14 protein-coding genes are annotated in these 19,252 nt (G+C 28.1%); 9 read left to right on the top strand and 5 right to left on the bottom strand.

Translation table 11 applies throughout. The features are described 5' to 3' along the window. Position 1 precedes the first annotated feature (1 nt). Entirely contained in the window at positions 2-511 is a 510-nt protein-coding gene (locus R3342_RS11265) for an acyl-CoA thioesterase (protein ID WP_318940279.1), read from the bottom strand. 43 nt (positions 512-554) lie between these two features. Then, positions 555-1,487, bottom strand: a complete 933-nt coding sequence (locus R3342_RS11260) for an SPOR domain-containing protein (protein WP_318940277.1) — start codon at positions 1,485-1,487, stop codon at positions 555-557. Between the two features lie 96 nt (positions 1,488-1,583). Between R3342_RS11260 and dprA the strand changes: the two genes are divergently transcribed. Continuing rightward, entirely contained in the window at positions 1,584-2,687 is a 1,104-nt protein-coding gene (gene dprA / locus R3342_RS11255) for a DNA-processing protein DprA (RefSeq protein ID WP_318940275.1), read from the top strand. Between the two features lie 64 nt (positions 2,688-2,751). After that, entirely contained in the window at positions 2,752-3,348 is a 597-nt protein-coding gene (locus R3342_RS11250; RefSeq protein WP_318940274.1) for a beta-phosphoglucomutase family hydrolase, read from the top strand. Between the two features lie 2 nt (positions 3,349-3,350). On the opposite strand, the gene R3342_RS11245 is transcribed toward R3342_RS11250, so the two are convergent. Genes R3342_RS11245 through mfd form a run of 3 tightly spaced genes read right to left on the bottom strand, consistent with a single transcriptional unit; the run spans position 3,351 to position 7,859 of the window. Further along, a complete protein-coding gene (locus R3342_RS11245; RefSeq protein ID WP_318940273.1) occupies positions 3,351-3,719 on the bottom strand; it encodes a hypothetical protein in 369 nt (122 codons plus the stop codon). 6 nt (positions 3,720-3,725) lie between these two features. Beyond that, the gene (locus R3342_RS11240) at positions 3,726-4,583 is read right to left on the bottom strand and encodes a DMT family transporter (RefSeq protein ID WP_318940270.1); all 858 of its coding nucleotides are present in this window, start codon (positions 4,581-4,583) and stop codon (positions 3,726-3,728) included. 3 nt (positions 4,584-4,586) lie between these two features. After that, the gene (mfd, locus tag R3342_RS11235) at positions 4,587-7,859 is read right to left on the bottom strand and encodes a transcription-repair coupling factor (protein ID WP_413468711.1); all 3,273 of its coding nucleotides are present in this window, start codon (positions 7,857-7,859) and stop codon (positions 4,587-4,589) included. 191 nt (positions 7,860-8,050) lie between these two features. On the opposite strand from mfd, the gene R3342_RS11230 reads away from it, so the two are divergent. The 7 genes from R3342_RS11230 to R3342_RS11200 all read left to right on the top strand — a co-directional run bounded on the left by R3342_RS11230 (position 8,051) and on the right by R3342_RS11200 (position 19,251). Further along, positions 8,051-8,491, top strand: coding sequence for a TerB family tellurite resistance protein (locus R3342_RS11230; RefSeq protein ID WP_318940266.1), 441 nt, complete (start codon positions 8,051-8,053; stop codon positions 8,489-8,491). A gap of 55 nt (positions 8,492-8,546) precedes the next feature. Then, the gene (locus R3342_RS11225; RefSeq protein WP_318940263.1) at positions 8,547-8,981 is read left to right on the top strand and encodes a TerB family tellurite resistance protein; all 435 of its coding nucleotides are present in this window, start codon (positions 8,547-8,549) and stop codon (positions 8,979-8,981) included. A 79-nt stretch (positions 8,982-9,060) separates the two neighbouring features. Then, positions 9,061-12,207, top strand: coding sequence for a UvrD-helicase domain-containing protein (locus R3342_RS11220; RefSeq protein WP_318940262.1), 3,147 nt, complete (start codon positions 9,061-9,063; stop codon positions 12,205-12,207). Positions 12,208-12,238: 31 nt separating this feature from the next. Then, positions 12,239-13,432: a glycine C-acetyltransferase gene (kbl, locus tag R3342_RS11215; RefSeq protein ID WP_318940260.1), complete on the top strand. Its 1,194-nt coding sequence runs from the start codon at positions 12,239-12,241 to the stop codon at positions 13,430-13,432. A 114-nt stretch (positions 13,433-13,546) separates the two neighbouring features. Further along, complete coding sequence (locus R3342_RS11210) at positions 13,547-14,911, top strand: OmpA family protein (protein ID WP_318940258.1); 1,365 nt, start codon at positions 13,547-13,549, stop codon at positions 14,909-14,911. Between the two features lie 113 nt (positions 14,912-15,024). Next, positions 15,025-16,440: an OmpA family protein gene (locus R3342_RS11205; protein ID WP_318940257.1), complete on the top strand. Its 1,416-nt coding sequence runs from the start codon at positions 15,025-15,027 to the stop codon at positions 16,438-16,440. A gap of 72 nt (positions 16,441-16,512) precedes the next feature. Continuing rightward, positions 16,513-19,251, top strand: coding sequence for a PD-(D/E)XK nuclease family protein (locus R3342_RS11200; RefSeq protein WP_318940256.1), 2,739 nt, complete (start codon positions 16,513-16,515; stop codon positions 19,249-19,251). The last annotated feature ends 1 nt before the right edge of the window (position 19,252 follow it).

Genomic DNA, 19,252 nt, shown 5'->3' with positions numbered 1-19,252 from the left:
ATTAATTCCCAAATAATGCTTTTAATTCGGTAGCATTTTTTGGATCCATTTTTCCAGAAAGAATTAGACTTAATTGTTTTCTTCGTAAAGCACCTTCAAAACGTTCTTTTTCTAAATCTGTTTCAGGACGTACTTGTGGTACTTGAACTGGAGTTCCTGTGGTGTCTACAGCTACAAATGTATAAATGCCTTCATTTGCTTTTGTGCGTTCTTGCGATTCTCTATCTTCAATCCAAACATCAACATAAATTTCCATAGATGATTTAAATGCTCTGGAAACTTTTGCTTCAATAGTAATTACACTTCCAACAGGTACAGCTTTGTTAAAAGCTACATGATTAACAGAAGCTGTAACAACAATTCTTCTTGAATGGCGTTGAGCGGCAATGCTACAAGCTCTGTCCATTCTAGCTAATAATTCACCACCAAATAAATTATTTAAAGGATTAGATTCGCCAGGTAATACAATATCGGTTATAGTTGTAAGCGATTCTTTAGGAGTTTTTACCATAAGATGTTTTTTTGCAAAGGTAAATAAAAGAAGAAGTAGCGCCTTAATATTCTTTAATTAATAACCAGGCGTCTTTATTTTCAGTTTTTTTAATAACATTTAGCTTATTAATAGCGTTTCTTTTGGTATCAAAACTTTCGTAAGCTACTTGTGTTAAATTCCATTTATTAATTCCTAGAATTTTTGCGTTAAAGCCTTTTTTAAGTAATTGTTGCAATTTTTTATTTGCATTAGCAGGTTCTCTAAATGCGCCAGCAATAATATGATAATTTTGCGTTTTTTTGGCAACATTTAAAGTAATTGCAGGTAAAGGATTATCAATTACAAAAGTAGCTTCTTGTATAGTTTTATCTACTTTTTGTTGTTGTAGTTCAGATTGCGCTACTAAATTGTTATAAGTGAAATTTTGATATTGTTTCCATCCTACAGTTCCTAAAGCAAAAACTATTACTGCAGCTGCAGCATATTTTATAAATACAGGTGTTTTTTCTTTATGGTTTTCAGCTCTGTGAATTGGAATAACAGGGGTAGAGATAGCTTCTTTTTCATTTTCAGAAATTCGCTTAATAGCAGGAGATACATAAGTATCTAAACCAAAAGAAGAAGTTAAATAGTTAACATTATAAACAGGATCAAAAATAATAGCACCTTCTTCATTTCTATGTAAGGTTCCAATATTTTCTATATCAAGTTCTTCCTTATTTAGTGTGTTTTGCCATTTAGCAACTTCATCTGCAATATAATTTACAGCATTTACATACGATATGTTTTTTGCACTTGCTACGTAATTTGCTAATAACCCATCATTATTTTTTAAATGGGCATTAAAAGTTAGTTGCTTAGTTGGCGCGTAAAACGTATGTGTATAATGGTTTATTTTAGCAGAAACTTTGTTTGCTACAAATCCACCAAAATTTGGTACAATTACACATTCATATCGGTATAATAAATCGCTTATGTATTTTGCTAAAGTCATCAAAACAAATATAAAAAAAATAGATGCTAAATATAAGATTAACGGTATTTTTTATTAACAATAATTTTATATATTGACAATCAATTTATTGTAAATATGCTAGAAGAAGATTTATTATATGTGTTGGCGCTACAACACGTAAAAGGAATTGGTGATATTAATGCCAAAAAGTTAATTTCTCATTGTGGAACTGCTAAGAATGTATTTAAAGAAAAACGAATATTACTTGAAAAAATAAATGGAATAGGTTCTTTCACTATTCGTCATTTAGCAGATTCAAATAATTTAAAAGAAGCGGAAAAAGAATTAAATTATATTCTAAAAAATAATATTAAAACAAGTTATTATTTAGAGGAAAACTATCCTGATAAATTAAAACATTGTATTGATGGTCCAATTTTAATTTTTAAAAGAGGAAATATATCCATAAAAAAACAACCTATTATAAGTATTGTTGGCACTAGAAAAATAACTAGTTACGGAAGAGGTTTTTGTGAGCAATTAATTAATGAAATAAAAGAATACAATCCAATAATTATTAGCGGTTTTGCTTATGGAGTTGATATTTGTGCACATAAAGAAGCTATTAAAAATAATTTGCAAACTATTGGAGTTTTAGCTCACGGATTTGAAGATTTTTATCCTAAAGTTCATAAAAAATATGTTACTGAAGTAGAAAATGATGGTGGTTTTATTACTGATTTTTGGCATAATGAAACACCATTAAGAGAAAACTTTTTAAAACGAAATAGAATTGTAGCAGGAATTTCTGATGCTACTATAATAATTGAATCTGCTGAAAAAGGCGGCTCTCTGGTTACTGCAGATATTGCAAATTCATATAGCAGAGATGTTTTTGCTGTTCCTGGTAGGAGTTTTGATAAATTTAGTAAGGGCTGTAATAATTTAATAAAACAGCATAAAGCTGCTATGCTAACTTCCTCTCAAGATTTAATTGAATTTTTAAATTGGGATTTAGAAAAAAAGCCAAAAAAAGAAATTCAAAAACAATTATTTGTAGAGTTAAATGAAACAGAACAACAAGTAGTTGATTATTTAGTAAAAAATGGCAAAGAAGTATTAGATAGTATTGCCATTAATTGTAATGTTCCAATTCATAAAGCCACCACCATTCTATTTAATTTAGAAATGAAAGGTGTTGTAAAACCATTACCAGGAAAATTATTTGAAGCTATTTAATAGTAATATTAATTTTCGAACCATTTAGTTATTATACCTATTTTTGCAGCTTAAAATTTAGAGTATGATAACAATTCCTTCCAATGCAAAAGGACTTATTTTTGATTTAGATGGTACAATTGCAAACACCATGCCTAATCATTTTAAGGCTTGGCGAAAAGCAGTTTCGCCTTACGGAATTGATTTTAACGAAGAATTATTTATGAGTTTGACCGGAATGGCTCGTACTGCAACTATAAATAAATTAAACCAATTGTTTAACACTAAAATGAATCCAGAAATAGTTGGTGAGATAAAAAATGAATATTTTAATTTATTAGTTAGTGAAACAAAAGAAATTGAAGTTGTTGCCAATGTAATACGAGAATTTCACAATAAATTACCAATGGCAATAGGTACGGGTAGCACAACAGAAGGAGCTAAACAAACTCTTGAAATAATTGATATGCAACAGTATTTTAATATTGTAATTACTTCAGATGATGTTGTACAGGGAAAACCTCATCCTGAAACTTTTTTGAAATGTGCAGAATTAATGCAAGTAAATCCTACGGAATGTGTCGTTTTTGAAGATGGAATATTAGGAATGAAAGCTGCAAAAACTGCTGGAATGATGGTTATAGATATTAACGAATATTTTAAAACAGAATTTATTAAGTAGTTTTAAAATTGAGAAGTCAATCCAGTTTCCCATTCCTCTAAAAAATCATTAATTTCTTCAATAAATTCAGCTGGTTTTTGCGTTCGATTTATAGTGCAGTGTAACACGATTTTATTTTTTTCAGGAGGAAATCCAGTAGTAATAGTCCAAGATAAAGCATTAGGGCAACTTACTAAAGTAAATCGAACACCACCATTAATTTTGGAGTAACTTATTAAAAACTCACCCCAAATGGTTCCGCCAATAAAATCATGATTTTTAGCTTCCATAAAAAACATAGAATCTGTAAATTTTTCTAACGTTTTAGGAGTAATGCTATTTTGAATAATAGTTTCGGAAACCTGTTTGTTAATAATCCTAAAAAATTCCATTATAATTTATTTTTTGGTTTGAAAACTTTCAATAACTACCGTTAAAAGTATTAAAATTCCCCCAATTACTGTTTTTGAAGCAGGAATTTCGCTTAAAAATATAATTGCAAACAAAATACCATAAATAGGCTGAATACTACTCATAATACTTGCCGTACTTACTGTGAAGTTTTTGAAACTCATTATAAAAAGAGTATGTCCAATTGCTGTTGTTAAAATAGCTAAGGTTAATAATGATTCCCAATCATGAGCCGATGGAGAGGCATCAAAAATAAAGAATGCTGGCCATAAAACTAAAGTAACCGTTATCATTTGATAAAACATCAACATAGAGCCATTGTAAGCATCAATTTTTTGTTTTAATAAAATATTTCTTAACGCATAAAAAACAGAAGAAATTAAACCAAAAATTACACCTAAAGTATAATTGTTTTCTAAGTTAAATTCTGGAGTTAAAAAATAAATTCCTGCAAGTACAATAACTCCTAAAAAAACCTGCTTATTATTAAGTTTTGTTTTAAAAAATAATGGTTCAAGCAATGCAGTAATTACAGGATATGTAAATAAAGAAAGCATTCCTATAGCAACATTTGATAATTGTAGCGCATAAAAATACGTAACCCAATGTACTCCAAAAAGTAGTCCACTTATAACAATGGTTTTAAAATCTTTTTTGTTTGCAATTTTTAAATTTATTTTTCTATACCAAATAAATATTCCTAAAAATAATGCAGCTAAAATACATCTGAACCAAATAGTAATTGGAGGAGGCATTGAAATATATCGTCCTAAAATACCAGATGTACTAATAAAAAGTACGCCAATATTAAGTTCAATAAGGTTTTTTATATGCTGATTTTTCAAATTTTATATTCTTTGAAGTAGGTTTAGTGCTTTATTTATAGAATTAACATGGCTAAAAGTAAGCAATAATCGTAATCCGTTTTTTGTTTCTTTTTCTTTCAAAGTGCAAATAGCGCTATTTTGTTGTACAAATTGTAAAATCTGGCTAAATTTTGGCGATTGGTAAAACTCACTTTGTTGATTTGCAATAAAATAACCAATCATTTTAGATTGTTTTAAAATTAGTCTTTCAATACCTAAATTTTTAGCAATCCACTTTATGCGAACGCTATTTAATAAATCTTCAACTTGTATAGGAATTTCACCAAATCTATCTATTAATTCTAATTCAAATTTTTGTAATTCTTCCTCTGTTTTAACATTAGATAATTGGTTGTATAAATTTAATCTTTCAGAAATAATATTAATATAATCATCAGGAAAAAGAATTTCGAAATCGGTATCAATTTGAATTTCTTTAACAAACTCTTTTGGTTTGTTATCGTTGTTTTTATACAATTCTTTAAACTCATTTTCTTTGAGTTCTTCTATAGTTTCGCTTAATATTTTTTGATATGTTTCAAAACCAATATCATTAATAAAACCACTTTGTTCACCTCCTAACAAATCTCCTGCGCCACGTATTTCTAAATCTTTCATTGCTATATTAATACCACTTCCTAAATCGGTAAATAGTTCAATTGCTTGAATTCTTTTTCTTGCTTCATCGGTCATGTTATGATACGGAGGAGTTATAAAATAACAAAATGCTTTTTTGTTTGAACGACCAACTCTACCACGCATTTGATGTAAATCGGACAACCCAAAATTATTGGCATTATTTATAAAAATAGTATTGGCATTTGGTACATCTAATCCACTTTCTACAATAGTTGTTGAAACTAATACATCAAACTCATTATTAATAAAAGAAAGCATTAATTTTTCTAACTTTTTACCATCCATTTGTCCATGTCCAATTCCTATTTTAGCATCAGGAAGTAATCTTTGTAATAAACCAGCAACTTCTTTTATGTTTTCAATTCTATTATGAATAAAAAACACTTGTCCGCCGCGTTGTATTTCGTAACGAATAGCATCTCTAATTACTTCTTGATTAAATCTAATTACATTACTTTCTACTGGATGACGGTTAGGCGGTGGTGTACTTATTACGGATAAATCTCGGGCAGCCATTAATGAAAATTGTAAAGTTCTAGGTATTGGTGTTGCAGTTAACGTTAAGGTATCTACATTTTCCTTTATGGTTTTTAGCTTGTCTTTAACAGCAACTCCAAATTTTTGTTCTTCGTCTACAATTAATAAACCTAAATCTTTATATTTTATGCTAGCATTAGTTAATTGATGTGTGCCAATTACAATGTCTATAGAACCATTTTCTAAACCTTCTAAAACGCCTTTTCGTTGTTTAGCTGTTCTAAATCGATTTAAATAATCTACAGTAACAGGAAAATCTTTTAATCGCTCACTAAAAGTTTTAAAATGTTGAAAAGCTAAAATAGTTGTTGGAACTAAAATAGCAACTTGTTTGCCATTATCTACTGCTTTAAAAGCGGCTCTAATAGCAATTTCAGTTTTTCCAAAACCAACATCTCCACAAACTAGTCTATCCATTGGCTGCTCACTTTCCATATCTGTTTTAACTTCTTGTGTTGCTGTAGATTGATCTGGAGTGTCTTGATACATAAAACTAGCTTCTAACTCATTTTGTAAATAACTATCAGGATGGTATTGAAACCCTTTTTGCATTTTACGTTTTGCATATAATTCAATTAAATTAAATGCAATATGTTTAATACGAGATTTGGTTTTTTGTTTTAATTTTTTCCAAGCTCCAGAACCTAGTTTGTATAATTTAGGAGGTTTTCCATCTTTACCACTATATTTTGATATTTTATGAAGAGAATGAATGCTGATATACAAAATATCTCTATCTCCATAAATCAGTTTAATGGCTTCTTGTTTTTTACCATCTACATCAATTTTTTGTAAACCTCCAAATTTTCCAATCCCATGATCTATATGCGTAACATAATCTCCAATAGTTAAACTGGTGAGTTCTTTTAAAGTTATTGCTTGTTTTTTTGCATAACCATTTTTTAAACGAAATTTATGATATCGTTCAAATATTTGATGATCGGTATAGCAAACTAATTTATTTTCAACATCAATAAATCCTTGATATATAGGAAATACAATAGTTTTATATGCCACATCTTCTTCAACATCATTAAAAATATCATGAAAACGTTCTGCTTGTTTTTGTGAATCGCAAAACAAATAATTTGTAAATCCGTTTGCAGTATTTTCTTGAAGATTTTTTATTAATAATTCAAAATTCTTATTAAAAGAAGGTTGAGGTTTTGTATTAAAAGGAACAATTTTATTCCAATCCTGATTTGATGTAGAATCACTGCTTATTTCACCTTTACGATTATTTGAAATTTCAACCAAAGTAAAATTTTGCAATTGATTTTTTATTACAGTTCCGCTACAAAAAAGTGCGTTTGGTTCTGCATGATTTAAAACCGAATTTAATTTTGCATAAGTTTCTTCGGCTTTTTTATAAAAAGAATCTAATCGGTTTGCTAAAAAGTCAATATTTTTTGTGAAAACGACAGTTTTAGAAGAAATATAACTTAAAAAACTTTCGCGTTTTTCCTTTAATGCCTTGTTTTCAACATTTGGCATTATGCTAATTTTATTTAGTTTGTTAGTGGATAATTGAGTTTCAACATCAAATGTTCTAATGCTTTCCACTTCGTCTCCAAAAAACTCAATTCTAAAAGGTTCATCATTAGCAAATGAGAAAACATCAATAATTCCACCACGAACAGAAAATTCACCAGGTTCGCTAACAAAATCAACTTTGTTAAAGTTATATTCAAAAAGTACTTCGTTAACAAAATCTAAAGTTAAAAGATCATTTAAACCAATTTTTAAGGTATTCCTATTTAACTCGGCTTTTGTAACTACTTGTTCAAAAAGTGCGTCAGGATATGTAATAATAATTGCCGGACTTTTACGTGAATTAATTCTGTTTAAAACTTCAGCACGTAATAAAACGTTCGCGTTATCTGTTTCTTCAACCTGATATGGTCTTCGGTACGAACCCGGATAAAAAAACACATCTTTTTCAGGTAATAACTGCTCTAAATCGTTTAAAAAATATGCAGCTTCTTCCTTATCATTTAAAATAATTAAAAATGGTTTTTTTGTAGTTTTAAAGGATTCTGAAATAATAAAAGACAATGAAGATCCAACCAAATTAGAAATTTGGAAGTGGTAATTTTCTTTCGATAAGTGTTGAACTAATTGCTTTTTTTTAACAACTTGTTCGTAAATTTTAATAATAACAGATCGGCTCAAAAAGTCTAAAATTTTGCCAAAGGTAGTATTTTATCAAAATAGTAGAAAAAAATGCTGAAAATTGTGTAAATTTATAGAGAACCAATAATTTATATGTTATGTCTATTTCAGATTTATACCCAACAGGTTTGCACGAGCGAAATATTGGACATTTTGCTGCAATAGTTAAATTGGCATTAATTGATAATAAAATTGATGATAAAGAACTTACTTTATTAAAGCGATTATCTTGTAGTTTAGGAATTCAAAAAGAAGAGTTTAATAAAATTTTAGAAAACCCAAATAAATATCCAGTTAATCCTCCAGTAAGTTATGAGGAACGTTTAGAACGGTTATATGATTTAACCCGAATGCTTTTTTTAGATAGAAACCCAACTATTGATAAAACTTCTTTATTGGATAGAATTGCTGTTGGTTTAGGATTTCACAGCAAAAATGTGATAACAATTAGAAATGCAGCAATTAACTTTTTTTTAAAGGAACCAGATTTAGAAGATTTTAAAAAAGAAATAAAAAAAGCCAATCCAATTCATCATTAATTTTTTAAATATCAATAATATTTAGTTAATTTATCCAAAATTTAAAATTAACTAAATGGGAATTGCAGACCACAATTTAAAAGGCGGACAAAAAAATAATATTGCGTATTTTGCAAGTGTTGTAAAATTAGCATTAGCGGATTCTGTTATAACAGAAAGCGAACAAAAATTACTAAAAAGATTAGCTACAAGATTTCATATTTTAGAAGATAAATATGATGAAATTTTAGAAAATCCTTCTAAATTTTCCATGGTTACTCCGCATAGTTATGAGGATAGAATTGAACAATTATACCTATTAGCAAAAATGATTTACGCAGATGAAGAAGTTTCAGAAAAGGAAGCAAGCACATTGCGTAAAATTGCTGTAGGATTAGGTTTTCCAGTTAATAATGTAGAAAAAGTGGTGGATGAAGCAATTAACTTAATTTTGAATGATAACGACTTAGAGGATTTTTCCAAAGCTATAAAACGAGTTAATAAAATTTAAGAAAGTATATTTATTTTAAAAGCCGAACATTTGTTCGGCTTTTTGTTTTTAAAATAGTAATTTGCATTAAAAATTATTCGTGTTAAACACAACATCTTTTCAAGTTTATAACGCATCAGCAGGTAGTGGAAAAACCTTTACATTGGTAAAGGAGTATTTAAAAATTTTATTGAATTCTTCCAATAAATTTAAATTTCAGCAAATACTAGCAGTTACATTTACTAATAAAGCTGCTGGAGAAATGAAAGAACGTGTAATAAAAAATTTAAATACGTTTTCAAAAGGAGAACAAAATGAAATGTTTAAAATTATTGCTTCTGAATTAAATTTAGAAGACAATATTATAGCCACAAGATCAAAAACAATTTTAAACGCAATTCTTCAAAATTATGCGGCTTTTAGTATTACAACTATAGATAGTTTTACACATAAATTAATTAGAACTTTTGCTTACGATTTACATTTGCCTGTTAATTTTGATGTTGAAATGGATGCCGAAAGTCTACTTAATGAAGCCGTTGATTTAGTAATTTCAAAAATTGGTACAGATTCAAAATTAACCGATTTATTAATAAGTTATTCTATTCAAAAATTAGAAGATGATAAAGCTTGGGATATTTCTAATGAGTTAAAAAAATTCTCTAAAATTATATTAAATGAAAATGACGCTAAAAATTTAAAGTTAATTGAAAGTGTGTCAATGGAGGATTTTAAGAAAATTAAAGCCCAACTTCAAAAGGAAAATATATTTATAGAAAAAAAATTACTGGAAATTGGTAGTAAAGGATTAGAAATAATTAATGGATTAGGAATAGAACAAAATGATTTTTATCGGACTCAAATACCTAAACATTTTTCTGCATTAGCATCAAATCCTAAAAGAGCAAAATTTTTTGATCAAAGTACCTTAAAACGAAACATTGAAAATGAAGTATTTTATGCAAAATCAAAATCAGATTTTATAAAAAATGCAATTGATAGCTGTATTCCAACTTTATTAGAATTGTATAATCAGTCCGAAACTTTGTTTCAACAAAAAACATTAAACGATTTATTGCTAAACAGTTTAATTCCTTTGGCTGTTTTGAATTATATAAATAAAGCGCTTCAAGAAATTAAATTAGAAAATAATTTACTGTTAAACGCAGAATTCAATCAAAAAATAAATGATACGATTAAAAATGAACCTGCGCCTTTTATTTATGAACGGATTGGTGAAAAATATCGATATTATTTTATAGACGAAATGCAGGATACATCGGTTTTGCAATGGCAAAATTTAATTCCGTTAGTTGAAAATGCAATTTCTTCTGAAAATGAAGATTCTGAAATAGGAAAACTAATGTTAGTAGGCGATGCAAAACAAGCAATTTATCGTTGGCGAGGAGGAAAAGCAGAACAATTTGTAGAATTATCCTCTAATGAAGAAAACAAAGCAAGTAATCCGTTTGTAGTAAATAAAAATATAAAAAACTTACCTGTAAACTACCGAAGTTATAATGAAATTATAAAGTTTAATAATCGCTTTTTTACGCATATTTCTAACTTTTTAAATAATCAAAGTTTTCAAAAATTATACACGGAAGGAAATCAACAAGAAGAGAATGAAAAAATAGGTGGTTTTGTGCAAATATCTTTTGTTGAAAAACAAAAAGAGGATGAAGAAAAAGATTTAGTTTACGCTAAAAAAGTGTTAAAAATTATTGAAAATTTAGATGCTTCGTTTCGTAAAAATGAAGTTTGCGTTTTAGTTCGGTCTAAAAAACCTGGAGTTGAAATTGCAGACTTTTTGTTGGAGAATAATGTAGAAATTATGTCTTCAGAAACACTTTTGTTAAATAATCATCCAAAAATAAAATTCATTATTAACCTCTTAAACTTTTTAAATAATGAAGACGATAAATCAAGTAAAGTAAAATTATTATACTTTTTATACGAACATATTAATTGTACCGAAAAAAAACATCATTTTATTACTAGTTTACTGAATTTAGATGCTAATAATTTCTATAAAGAATTAAGTAAATATGGCGTTTATTTTAATAAAAACGAATTTCACCAAAACCCTTTTTACGAAAGTGTAGAATACATTGTTAGAAGTTTTAATCTTACAGATGATGCAAATTCATATATCCAGTTTTTTTTAGAGGTTGTTTTTGAGTTCACTCAAAAAAATGAAGCTTCTTTAACTAGTTTTTTAGATTACTGGGAATTAAAAAAAGATACGTTAAGTATTGTAGCTCCTGAAGCCGAAAATGCAGTTAGAATTATGACTATTCATAAAGCAAAAGGACTAGAATTTCCTGTAATTATTTATCCATATAACTTAGATATTTATTCGGATAAAAACTCAAAAGTTTGGTATAAGAATAATAAGGATTCTATTTTAAAAACTACTTTAATTAACTATGGTAATGCACTAAAATATATTGGTATACAAGGAGAAGAATTGTACCATAAAAAACGAGAAGAAAATGAATTAGATAACTTTAATTTAATTTATGTTGCATTAACAAGAGCCGTTGAGCAGTTGTACGTTGTTTTAGAGAAAAAAATAAATTCTAAAGGAGAAGAAGATACCAAACATTCTTCAGGATTATTTATTAATTTTTTGAAGAAAGAAAATATTTGGGAACCTGAAAAAAGCACATACAATTTTGGAAGCCCAAAACGAATTCAAAATACTTTAAAACTTAGTAAAAAAGGAATTAATCAGCAAAAATTTATAACCAATTCATGGAAAAATCAAAATATCACCATTGTTGCTAATTCATCGGTTTTATGGGGAACGGAAAAAGGAGAAGCAATTACTTATGGAAATTTAATTCATGAGATTCTATCTAAAATTAAAACTCAAAATGATATAGATGATGCTATAGAGCCTTATAAGTTTAATGGCACAATAACACAACAAGAAAAAATTAAAATTTTAGAAATTATAAATAAGGTAATAACTCATAAAAAATTAACACCATATTTTTCTCAAAACGCAACTGTTTTTACCGAGCAAGAAATTTTAACAAAGGAACATGCTATTGTTATTCCAGACAGGTTAGTATTTGATAATCAAAATGTTACTATTTTAGATTACAAAACAGGTAAACCCGAAGTTAAACATGAGCATCAAATTAATACTTACGCACAAGTTTTAGAGGATTTAAATTACCAAGTTCAAAAAAAAATATTGATATATATAAATGACGAAATTTTAATTAAAGAAATATAAATTAAGTTAAATTTGTAAAAACTTTAAAATTATGTACGGAACCATAAAACAAGAACTTCAAAAAGAACTAGAAAATCTTAAAAGTTCAGGATTATACAAATCAGAACGTATTATTACATCATCACAGGATGCAGTAATTAAAATTAATACTGGAGAAGAAGTAATTAACTTTTGTGCCAATAATTATTTAGGGTTGTCTAATAACGAAGAAATTATTGAAGCCGCTAAAAAAACGATGGATACTCACGGATATGGTATGTCATCAGTACGATTTATTTGTGGAACACAAGATATTCATAAACAATTAGAGCAAAAAATAGCTGAATTTTATCAAACAGAAGATACTATTTTATATGCCGCTGCTTTTGATGCAAATGGAGGAGTATTTGAACCATTATTATCACAAGAAGATGCTATTATTTCAGATGCTTTAAACCACGCATCAATTATTGATGGAGTACGCTTATGTAAAGCCGCAAGGTACAGGTATGAAAACAATAATATGCAATCTTTAGAAGAGCAACTAATTGAAGCAAATAATAAAAATCATCGTTTTAAAATAATTGTAACCGATGGTGTTTTTTCTATGGATGGTGTAGTTGCTAAACTTGATGAAATTTGTGATTTAGCAGATAAATATGATGCTATGGTTATGGTAGATGAGTGTCACGCTGCTGGATTTATAGGCAAAACAGGTAGAGGAACTATTGAGCTCAAAAATGCAATGGGAAGAGTTGATATTATTACTGGAACACTTGGTAAGGCTCTTGGAGGGGCAATGGGAGGTTATACTACTGGTAAAAAAGAAATTATTGAAATGCTCCGTCAACGTTCAAGACCTTATTTATTTTCTAATTCATTGGCACCTGCAATTGTTGGAGGATCCTTAAAAGTGTTTGAAATACTTTCAAATGATACTACTTTACGAGATAAATTAGAATGGAATACTAATTATTTTAAAGAAGGAATGACAAAAGCCGGATTTGATATTGTTAAAGGAGATTCTGCAATAGTTCCTGTTATGCTTTATGACGCTAAATTATCTCAGGAAATGGCAAACATGTTGCTAGAAGAAGGGATTTATGTGATTGGATTCTTTTATCCTGTAGTTCCAAAAGGAAAAGCGAGAATAAGAGTTCAATTATCCGCAGCTCACACTAAAGAACATTTAGATAAAGCCATAAATGCTTTTATAAAAATTGGAAAAAAACTGGGAGTAATATAGAAACTTAAAAAAAAACACGATATTTCCACATAAATTTGTATTTTTGTTGTTAAGTTATGCGTGAAACGCTAATTTTATGAATAAAGAAAGAACATTAAATTTAAATTTTTAAAAATGAAACACTTAAAAGCAGCCATATTGGCTTTATTATTAATTACAGGTTTCACCAATGTAAACGCACAAGATAAAAATAATCCTTGGGCTATTGGTGTTGGAACTAATGTTGTAGATTTTTATCCAACAAATCCTGGTATACCAGGTCACGGTAGTTGGTTTAATGAATTTGGAAACGCAACAGATCATTATAATATTCAATCTGCAGTTAGTAGATTAACTGTTAGTAGATATTTAGCTGATGGATTTACATTTGAAGTTGCAGGAACTTTAAATAGAATTACAAAAGTTGGTGATAACAAAGTTAGTGAAATGCCATATTATAGTGCAGATGGAGCATTAAAATATGATTTAAACAATTTAATTGGAAATACAGCTTGGTTTGATCCTTATGCTTCAGTTGGCGGAGGTTATACTTGGTTAGATGATATGGGTACAGGAACATTTAATGGGGGCTTAGGTGTAAATATCTGGTTCTCAAAAAATGTAGGATTAAACGTTGAATCAAAATACAAACACACTTTTGATAGTAATATTGTACAACATTTCCAGCATTCAATTGGTGTAGTTATTAAATTTGGAGGCACTGATACAGATGGAGACGGTGTTTATGATAATGATGATGCTTGTCCAGAAGTATTTGGTTTAGCAGAATTTAATGGTTGTCCTGATTCTGATAACGATGGTGTTATTGATTCAAAAGATGCATGTCCAAACGTTGCTGGTTTAGCAACATTAAATGGTTGTCCAGATGCTGATGGAGATGGTATTGCTGATAAAGATGATGCATGTCCAAACGCAAAAGGTTCTAAAGCAAACAATGGTTGCCCTGACACAGATGGAGATGGTGTTGTTGATAAAGATGATGCTTGTCCTAAAGTTGCGGGTCCTTCTGCAAATAAAGGGTGCCCTTGGCCAGATACAGATGGAGATGGCGTATTAGATAAAGATGATAAATGTGTTGATCAAGCAGGTCCTGCTTCAAATAATGGTTGTCCTGAAATTACACAAGTAGAAGTAGCTAAATTGAATGAGTTATTTAAAACAGTTTATTTTAGTTCAGGAAAGTACGATATCAATGATAACACTTCTCAGATATTAGACCAAGCAGCTGCAATTATGACAAAATATTCAACGGCTAAGTTCTCTATTTCTGGTTTTGCTGATAGCACAGGAAGTGCTAAACGTAATTTAGAATTAACAAATGATAGAGCAAATGCAGTTAAAAACTACTTAGTATCTAAAGGAGTTTCTGAAAGTAATTTAACAGCTAAAGGATATGGAGAAGAAAATCCTATTGCTTCAAATAGAACAAAAGCTGGTAGAGCTAAAAATAGAAGAGTAGAAGTTAAATTAGTAAAATAGTTTAAACTAACCTTTTAATATAAAAAAAAAGCCATTCGTTAACGAATGGCTTTTTTTTTGATTATTTTTTTGAGATTTAAATTTAACCGCTTAAATTAGTAAAAACTAATCTTATGAAAATGAATATTTTATCCAAAATCACCCTAATTTTAGCTTTAATGTTTTTATTTACTATTCCAGCTAAAAGTCAGGATATAGATAATCCCTGGTTAATTAGTTTCGGTGTAAATTTTGTAGATTTTTACCCAACAAACATACAGGGTATGACTTCAGAATCAGGTGTTTCTACAAAATGGTATGATCAGTTTTTTAATTTAAACAAGCATTATAATTATGTTATTGCTCCAACAAAAATAAGTTTGGGTCGTTATATTAATGAAAGTTTTAATGGAGAATTAGCAATAAGTGTTAATAAAATAGATAAAGTTGGTGCTATAAAGTTAGACGAAAATGTTTTCTATTTTGCCGTAGATGCTAATATAATTTATAATATCAATAAAGTTATTGGAAAAAGTAAATGGTTTGATCCGTATGCATTGTTTGGATCAGGATTTAACGCAAAAGGGAATGATTCGAAAAATATTATTCAATTTAAAAATTACGCTTCTTTTAATAGTGGATTAGGTGCTAAAATATGGTTATATAAAAATTTGGGAATAAAAGCTCAATCAGTTTACAAGCATTTTTTTAATAATGGTTCATTTCCTCATTTTCAGCATTCAATAAGTATTATGTATAAATTTGGAGGTTATGATGAAGATGATGATGGTATTTATGATAAAAACGACAAATGTCCAGAAGTGTTTGGATTAAAAGAGTTTAATGGCTGTCCAGATACGGATGAAGATGGCATTTCAGACGCAGAAGATAAATGCCCAAAGGTATATGGTTCAAAAACTTTAAATGGATGTCCAGATACGGATGGTGATGGTGTAGCGGATAAACTGGACAAGTGTTTATATAAAAAAGGTAGTTTAAAAAATAATGGATGTCCAGATACAGATGGAGATGGAATAATTGACTTACAAGATGCCTGTCCAACAATAGCAGGACCAATTACAAATAGAGGATGTCCAGAACCAGATACGGATGGAGATGGTGTAATTGATAAATTAGACAATTGTAAATATGAAATAGGTACTAAAACTAATAATGGATGCCCAGATATTAAAAAAGATTTAGAAGCTAAATTGGCTAAAATAGCTAGTAGTATTTTGTTTATTTCAGGCTCCGATGAGTATTATTCTAAATACGATGATGCTTTAGATGAAATAGCTGAATTAATGAGAGAACATAAAGATTTAAAATTCCAGATTAGAGGTTATACAGATAATGTAGGAAATGAGGCTTTAAATAAAAAATTATCATTAGACCGTGTGAATAAAATTTTAAGCTATTTAATTTCTAGAGGTGTTAGTGAGTTTAACCTTGAGGTTAAGGGGTTTGGAGAAGAAAATCCAATTGCACCAAACAATACAGCTGAAGGAAGAGCAAAAAACAGAAGAGTAGAAATAAAAATAGTTAACTAAATTAATTAAATATTTATAAAAAAGCCATTTCAATTGAAATGGCTTTTTTATTTTTAGGGTATAAAATTATATATGACTTTATTTATTACAAAGGTTGTAGAAGAAATTTTGCAACAACATAAAACTAGTAGTTATTTGCAATTTGTTATGCCAAGCCAAAGAGCTTGTGTGTTTTTAAAAGAAGAACTATTAAAAAACATCTCAAATGTTACCTTTTTACCAAAAATTATAAGCATAGAGGAGTTTATTCAAGAAATAGCAGATATAAGTTTAATAGATAACACAAAATTACTATTTGAGTTTTATAGCGTTTATAAAGAAGTTATTCCAAAAGAAAATTTAGAAGAATTTGGCTCATTTTCTAAATGGGCAACTACAGTTTTGCATGACTTTAATGAAGTAGATAGTTATCTAATTAATTCCAAACAATTATTCACTAATTTAAGTGATGCTAAACGATTGAATATTTGGTTTCAAAATAAAAAACCAAGCGAGTTAGCTGTTAATTACTTACATTTTTTTGATGATTTATATCAAATTTATAAGAAATTTTATCAAAAGCTATTAACCAATAAATTTGGTTATCAAGGACTTATTTATAGAGAAGCGATTCATAATTTAGAATATTATATTCAAAATAAAAAGGATACTCATACTGTATTTGTTGGTTTTAATGCTTTAAATGGAGCAGAAGAAAAATTAATTCAAGAATTATTGCACGCAAATATAGCTTCTATATATTGGGATGCAGATACTTCTTTTTTTGATTCCACAAATGAAGCAGGATATTTTTTGAGGAAATATAAAAAAGAATGGAAATATTATTCAGAGAATCCTTTTTTATGGATAAATAAAAACTCATTTTTAAATAAAAATATTGAAATAATTGGCGCTCCTAAAAATATTTCTCAAGTAAAACAAGTAGGTGAATTATTAGATAGTTTTAGTAATTATTCAAAAACAGCCGTAGTGTTATCGGATGAAAATCTACTAAATATTACGTTAAATTCTTTACCAAAAAAAGTAGATAAAATTAATGTTACAATGGGATATCCATTAAAGGATATTCCTTTAGCAAACTTGTTTTTAAACGTGTTTAAACTGCATTTAAACCAAGAAAAATTTGGAAAAACAGAGCAGGGAGAATTCTATTATAAAGATATTTTAAACGTTTTATCAAACTCATTTTTGAGTAAAAAGTACGGAACAATAATTACCAAATTAAAACAGAGAATTAATAGTGAGAATGCAGTTTTTTTAAGTGTTTTAGATTTAAATAAAAATTTTACAAATAACAAAGAAGAAAACTTAACCGAAATTCTATTAATTTTTAGAAAAATGGAGAATGTTTATCAATTAATAGATAGTTGTAAAACTATAATTAATAAGCTAAAACACGATATATCTGGAATCGAAAAAGAATATTTATATCGATTTTATCAAATTTTTCAGCAATTAGAAAGCCTAAATAAACAGTACGGTTTTATAATCGATTTAAAAACCTTTTATCAATTTTTCATGCAATTGTTAAAGGTGGAAAAACTTTCATTTAAAGGCGAACCATTAGAAGGATTACAATTAATGGGGATGTTAGAAACTAGAACATTAGATTTTGAAAATGTAATAATAACTTCTGTTAACGAAGGCGTTTTACCAGGGGGGAAAAGTGATTTTTCTTTTATTCCTTTAGATATTAAAACTCATTTTGGATTGCCAACGTATCAAGAAAAAGACGCTATTTTCTCGTATCATTTTCAACGATTGTTATGGAGAGCAAAAAACATTTATCTACTCTATAATACAGAAAATGATGGTTATGGAGGTGGAGAAAAAAGTAGGTTTTTAACACAATTAGAAATCAAATATCCATTTATTAAATCTAGCACAGTTAATCCTAAAGTTAAATCCATAAATACAAAACTAATACAAATAGATAAAACGGAGGAAATTCAACAAAAGCTTAAAGAAATCAGTTTAAAAGGAATTTCACCTTCGGCAATAGCAAGTTATATCTACAATCCAATTCAATTTTATGAACAAAAAATATTGGGTATTAACGATACCGATAGTGTAGATGAAAATATTGCAGCAAACACTATGGGTACTGTAATTCATGAAACATTAAAGGATTTATATTTGCCATATTTAAATACTTTTTTATCCGAACAGCATATAACAACTATGCAAAAAAAAGTGGAAGTATTATTGCAGAAATATTTTAAGGAATATTATAAAAAAGGAAGTATTGATAATGGAAAAAACAAATTGATTTATGAAGTTTCAAAAAATCAGGTTCAACTTTTTTTAAAGAAAGAATTAGCTTTAATCAAAGAAGGAAATGCTTTAAAAATACTAGAAATTGAAAAAGAGTTATCTTCTGAAATACAAATTGAAGGAATTAATTATCCAATCAAAATTAAAGGTATTGCCGACAGAATTGACGAATTAAATGGAGTAATTAGAGTTGTTGATTATAAAACAGGCAAAGTAATTTCAAGCGATTTAAAATTAACTGATTTTTCAATTATAAAAGATAATTACAAATATACAAAGGCAATGCAAGTAATGTTATATTCTTTTTTATATCAAAAAACTTTTAAAGAAAATACAAAACCAATAGAAAGTGGTATTTTTTCTTTTAAAAATTTAAATGAAGGATTTTTAAGAATTAATTTTGCAGCAGGAAGAAGTAAAGATTATGAAGTTACAGACGAAAAAATTGAAGAGTTTATGAATGAAATAAAAACAATTCTTATAAGTATTTTAAATCCGAAAAATCCATTTATTGAAAACCAAAATTTACCTTTTTAAC

Origin of the sequence: Lutibacter sp. (assembly GCF_033723435.1) — a bacterium.
In the GTDB taxonomy this organism is placed as follows: Bacteria; Bacteroidota; Bacteroidia; order Flavobacteriales; family Flavobacteriaceae; genus Lutibacter.
This window is presented reverse-complemented; position numbering and strand designations above follow the sequence as displayed.

What these genes read in the sequence shown, in the direction of transcription:
- R3342_RS11265 (WP_318940279.1), bottom strand. Translation starts at nt 511, where the DNA reads ATGGTAAAAACTCCTAAAGAATCGCTTACAACTATAACCGATATTGTA.
- R3342_RS11260 (WP_318940277.1), bottom strand. Translation starts at nt 1,487, where the DNA reads ATGACTTTAGCAAAATACATAAGCGATTTATTATACCGATATGAATGT.
- dprA (WP_318940275.1), top strand. Translation starts at nt 1,584, where the DNA reads ATGCTAGAAGAAGATTTATTATATGTGTTGGCGCTACAACACGTAAAA.
- R3342_RS11250 (WP_318940274.1), top strand. Translation starts at nt 2,752, where the DNA reads ATGATAACAATTCCTTCCAATGCAAAAGGACTTATTTTTGATTTAGAT.
- R3342_RS11245 (WP_318940273.1), bottom strand. Translation starts at nt 3,719, where the DNA reads ATGGAATTTTTTAGGATTATTAACAAACAGGTTTCCGAAACTATTATT.
- R3342_RS11230 (WP_318940266.1), top strand. Translation starts at nt 8,051, where the DNA reads ATGTCTATTTCAGATTTATACCCAACAGGTTTGCACGAGCGAAATATT.
- R3342_RS11225 (WP_318940263.1), top strand. Translation starts at nt 8,547, where the DNA reads ATGGGAATTGCAGACCACAATTTAAAAGGCGGACAAAAAAATAATATT.
- kbl (WP_318940260.1), top strand. Translation starts at nt 12,239, where the DNA reads ATGTACGGAACCATAAAACAAGAACTTCAAAAAGAACTAGAAAATCTT.
- R3342_RS11210 (WP_318940258.1), top strand. Translation starts at nt 13,547, where the DNA reads ATGAAACACTTAAAAGCAGCCATATTGGCTTTATTATTAATTACAGGT.
- R3342_RS11205 (WP_318940257.1), top strand. Translation starts at nt 15,025, where the DNA reads ATGAAAATGAATATTTTATCCAAAATCACCCTAATTTTAGCTTTAATG.
- R3342_RS11200 (WP_318940256.1), top strand. Translation starts at nt 16,513, where the DNA reads ATGACTTTATTTATTACAAAGGTTGTAGAAGAAATTTTGCAACAACAT.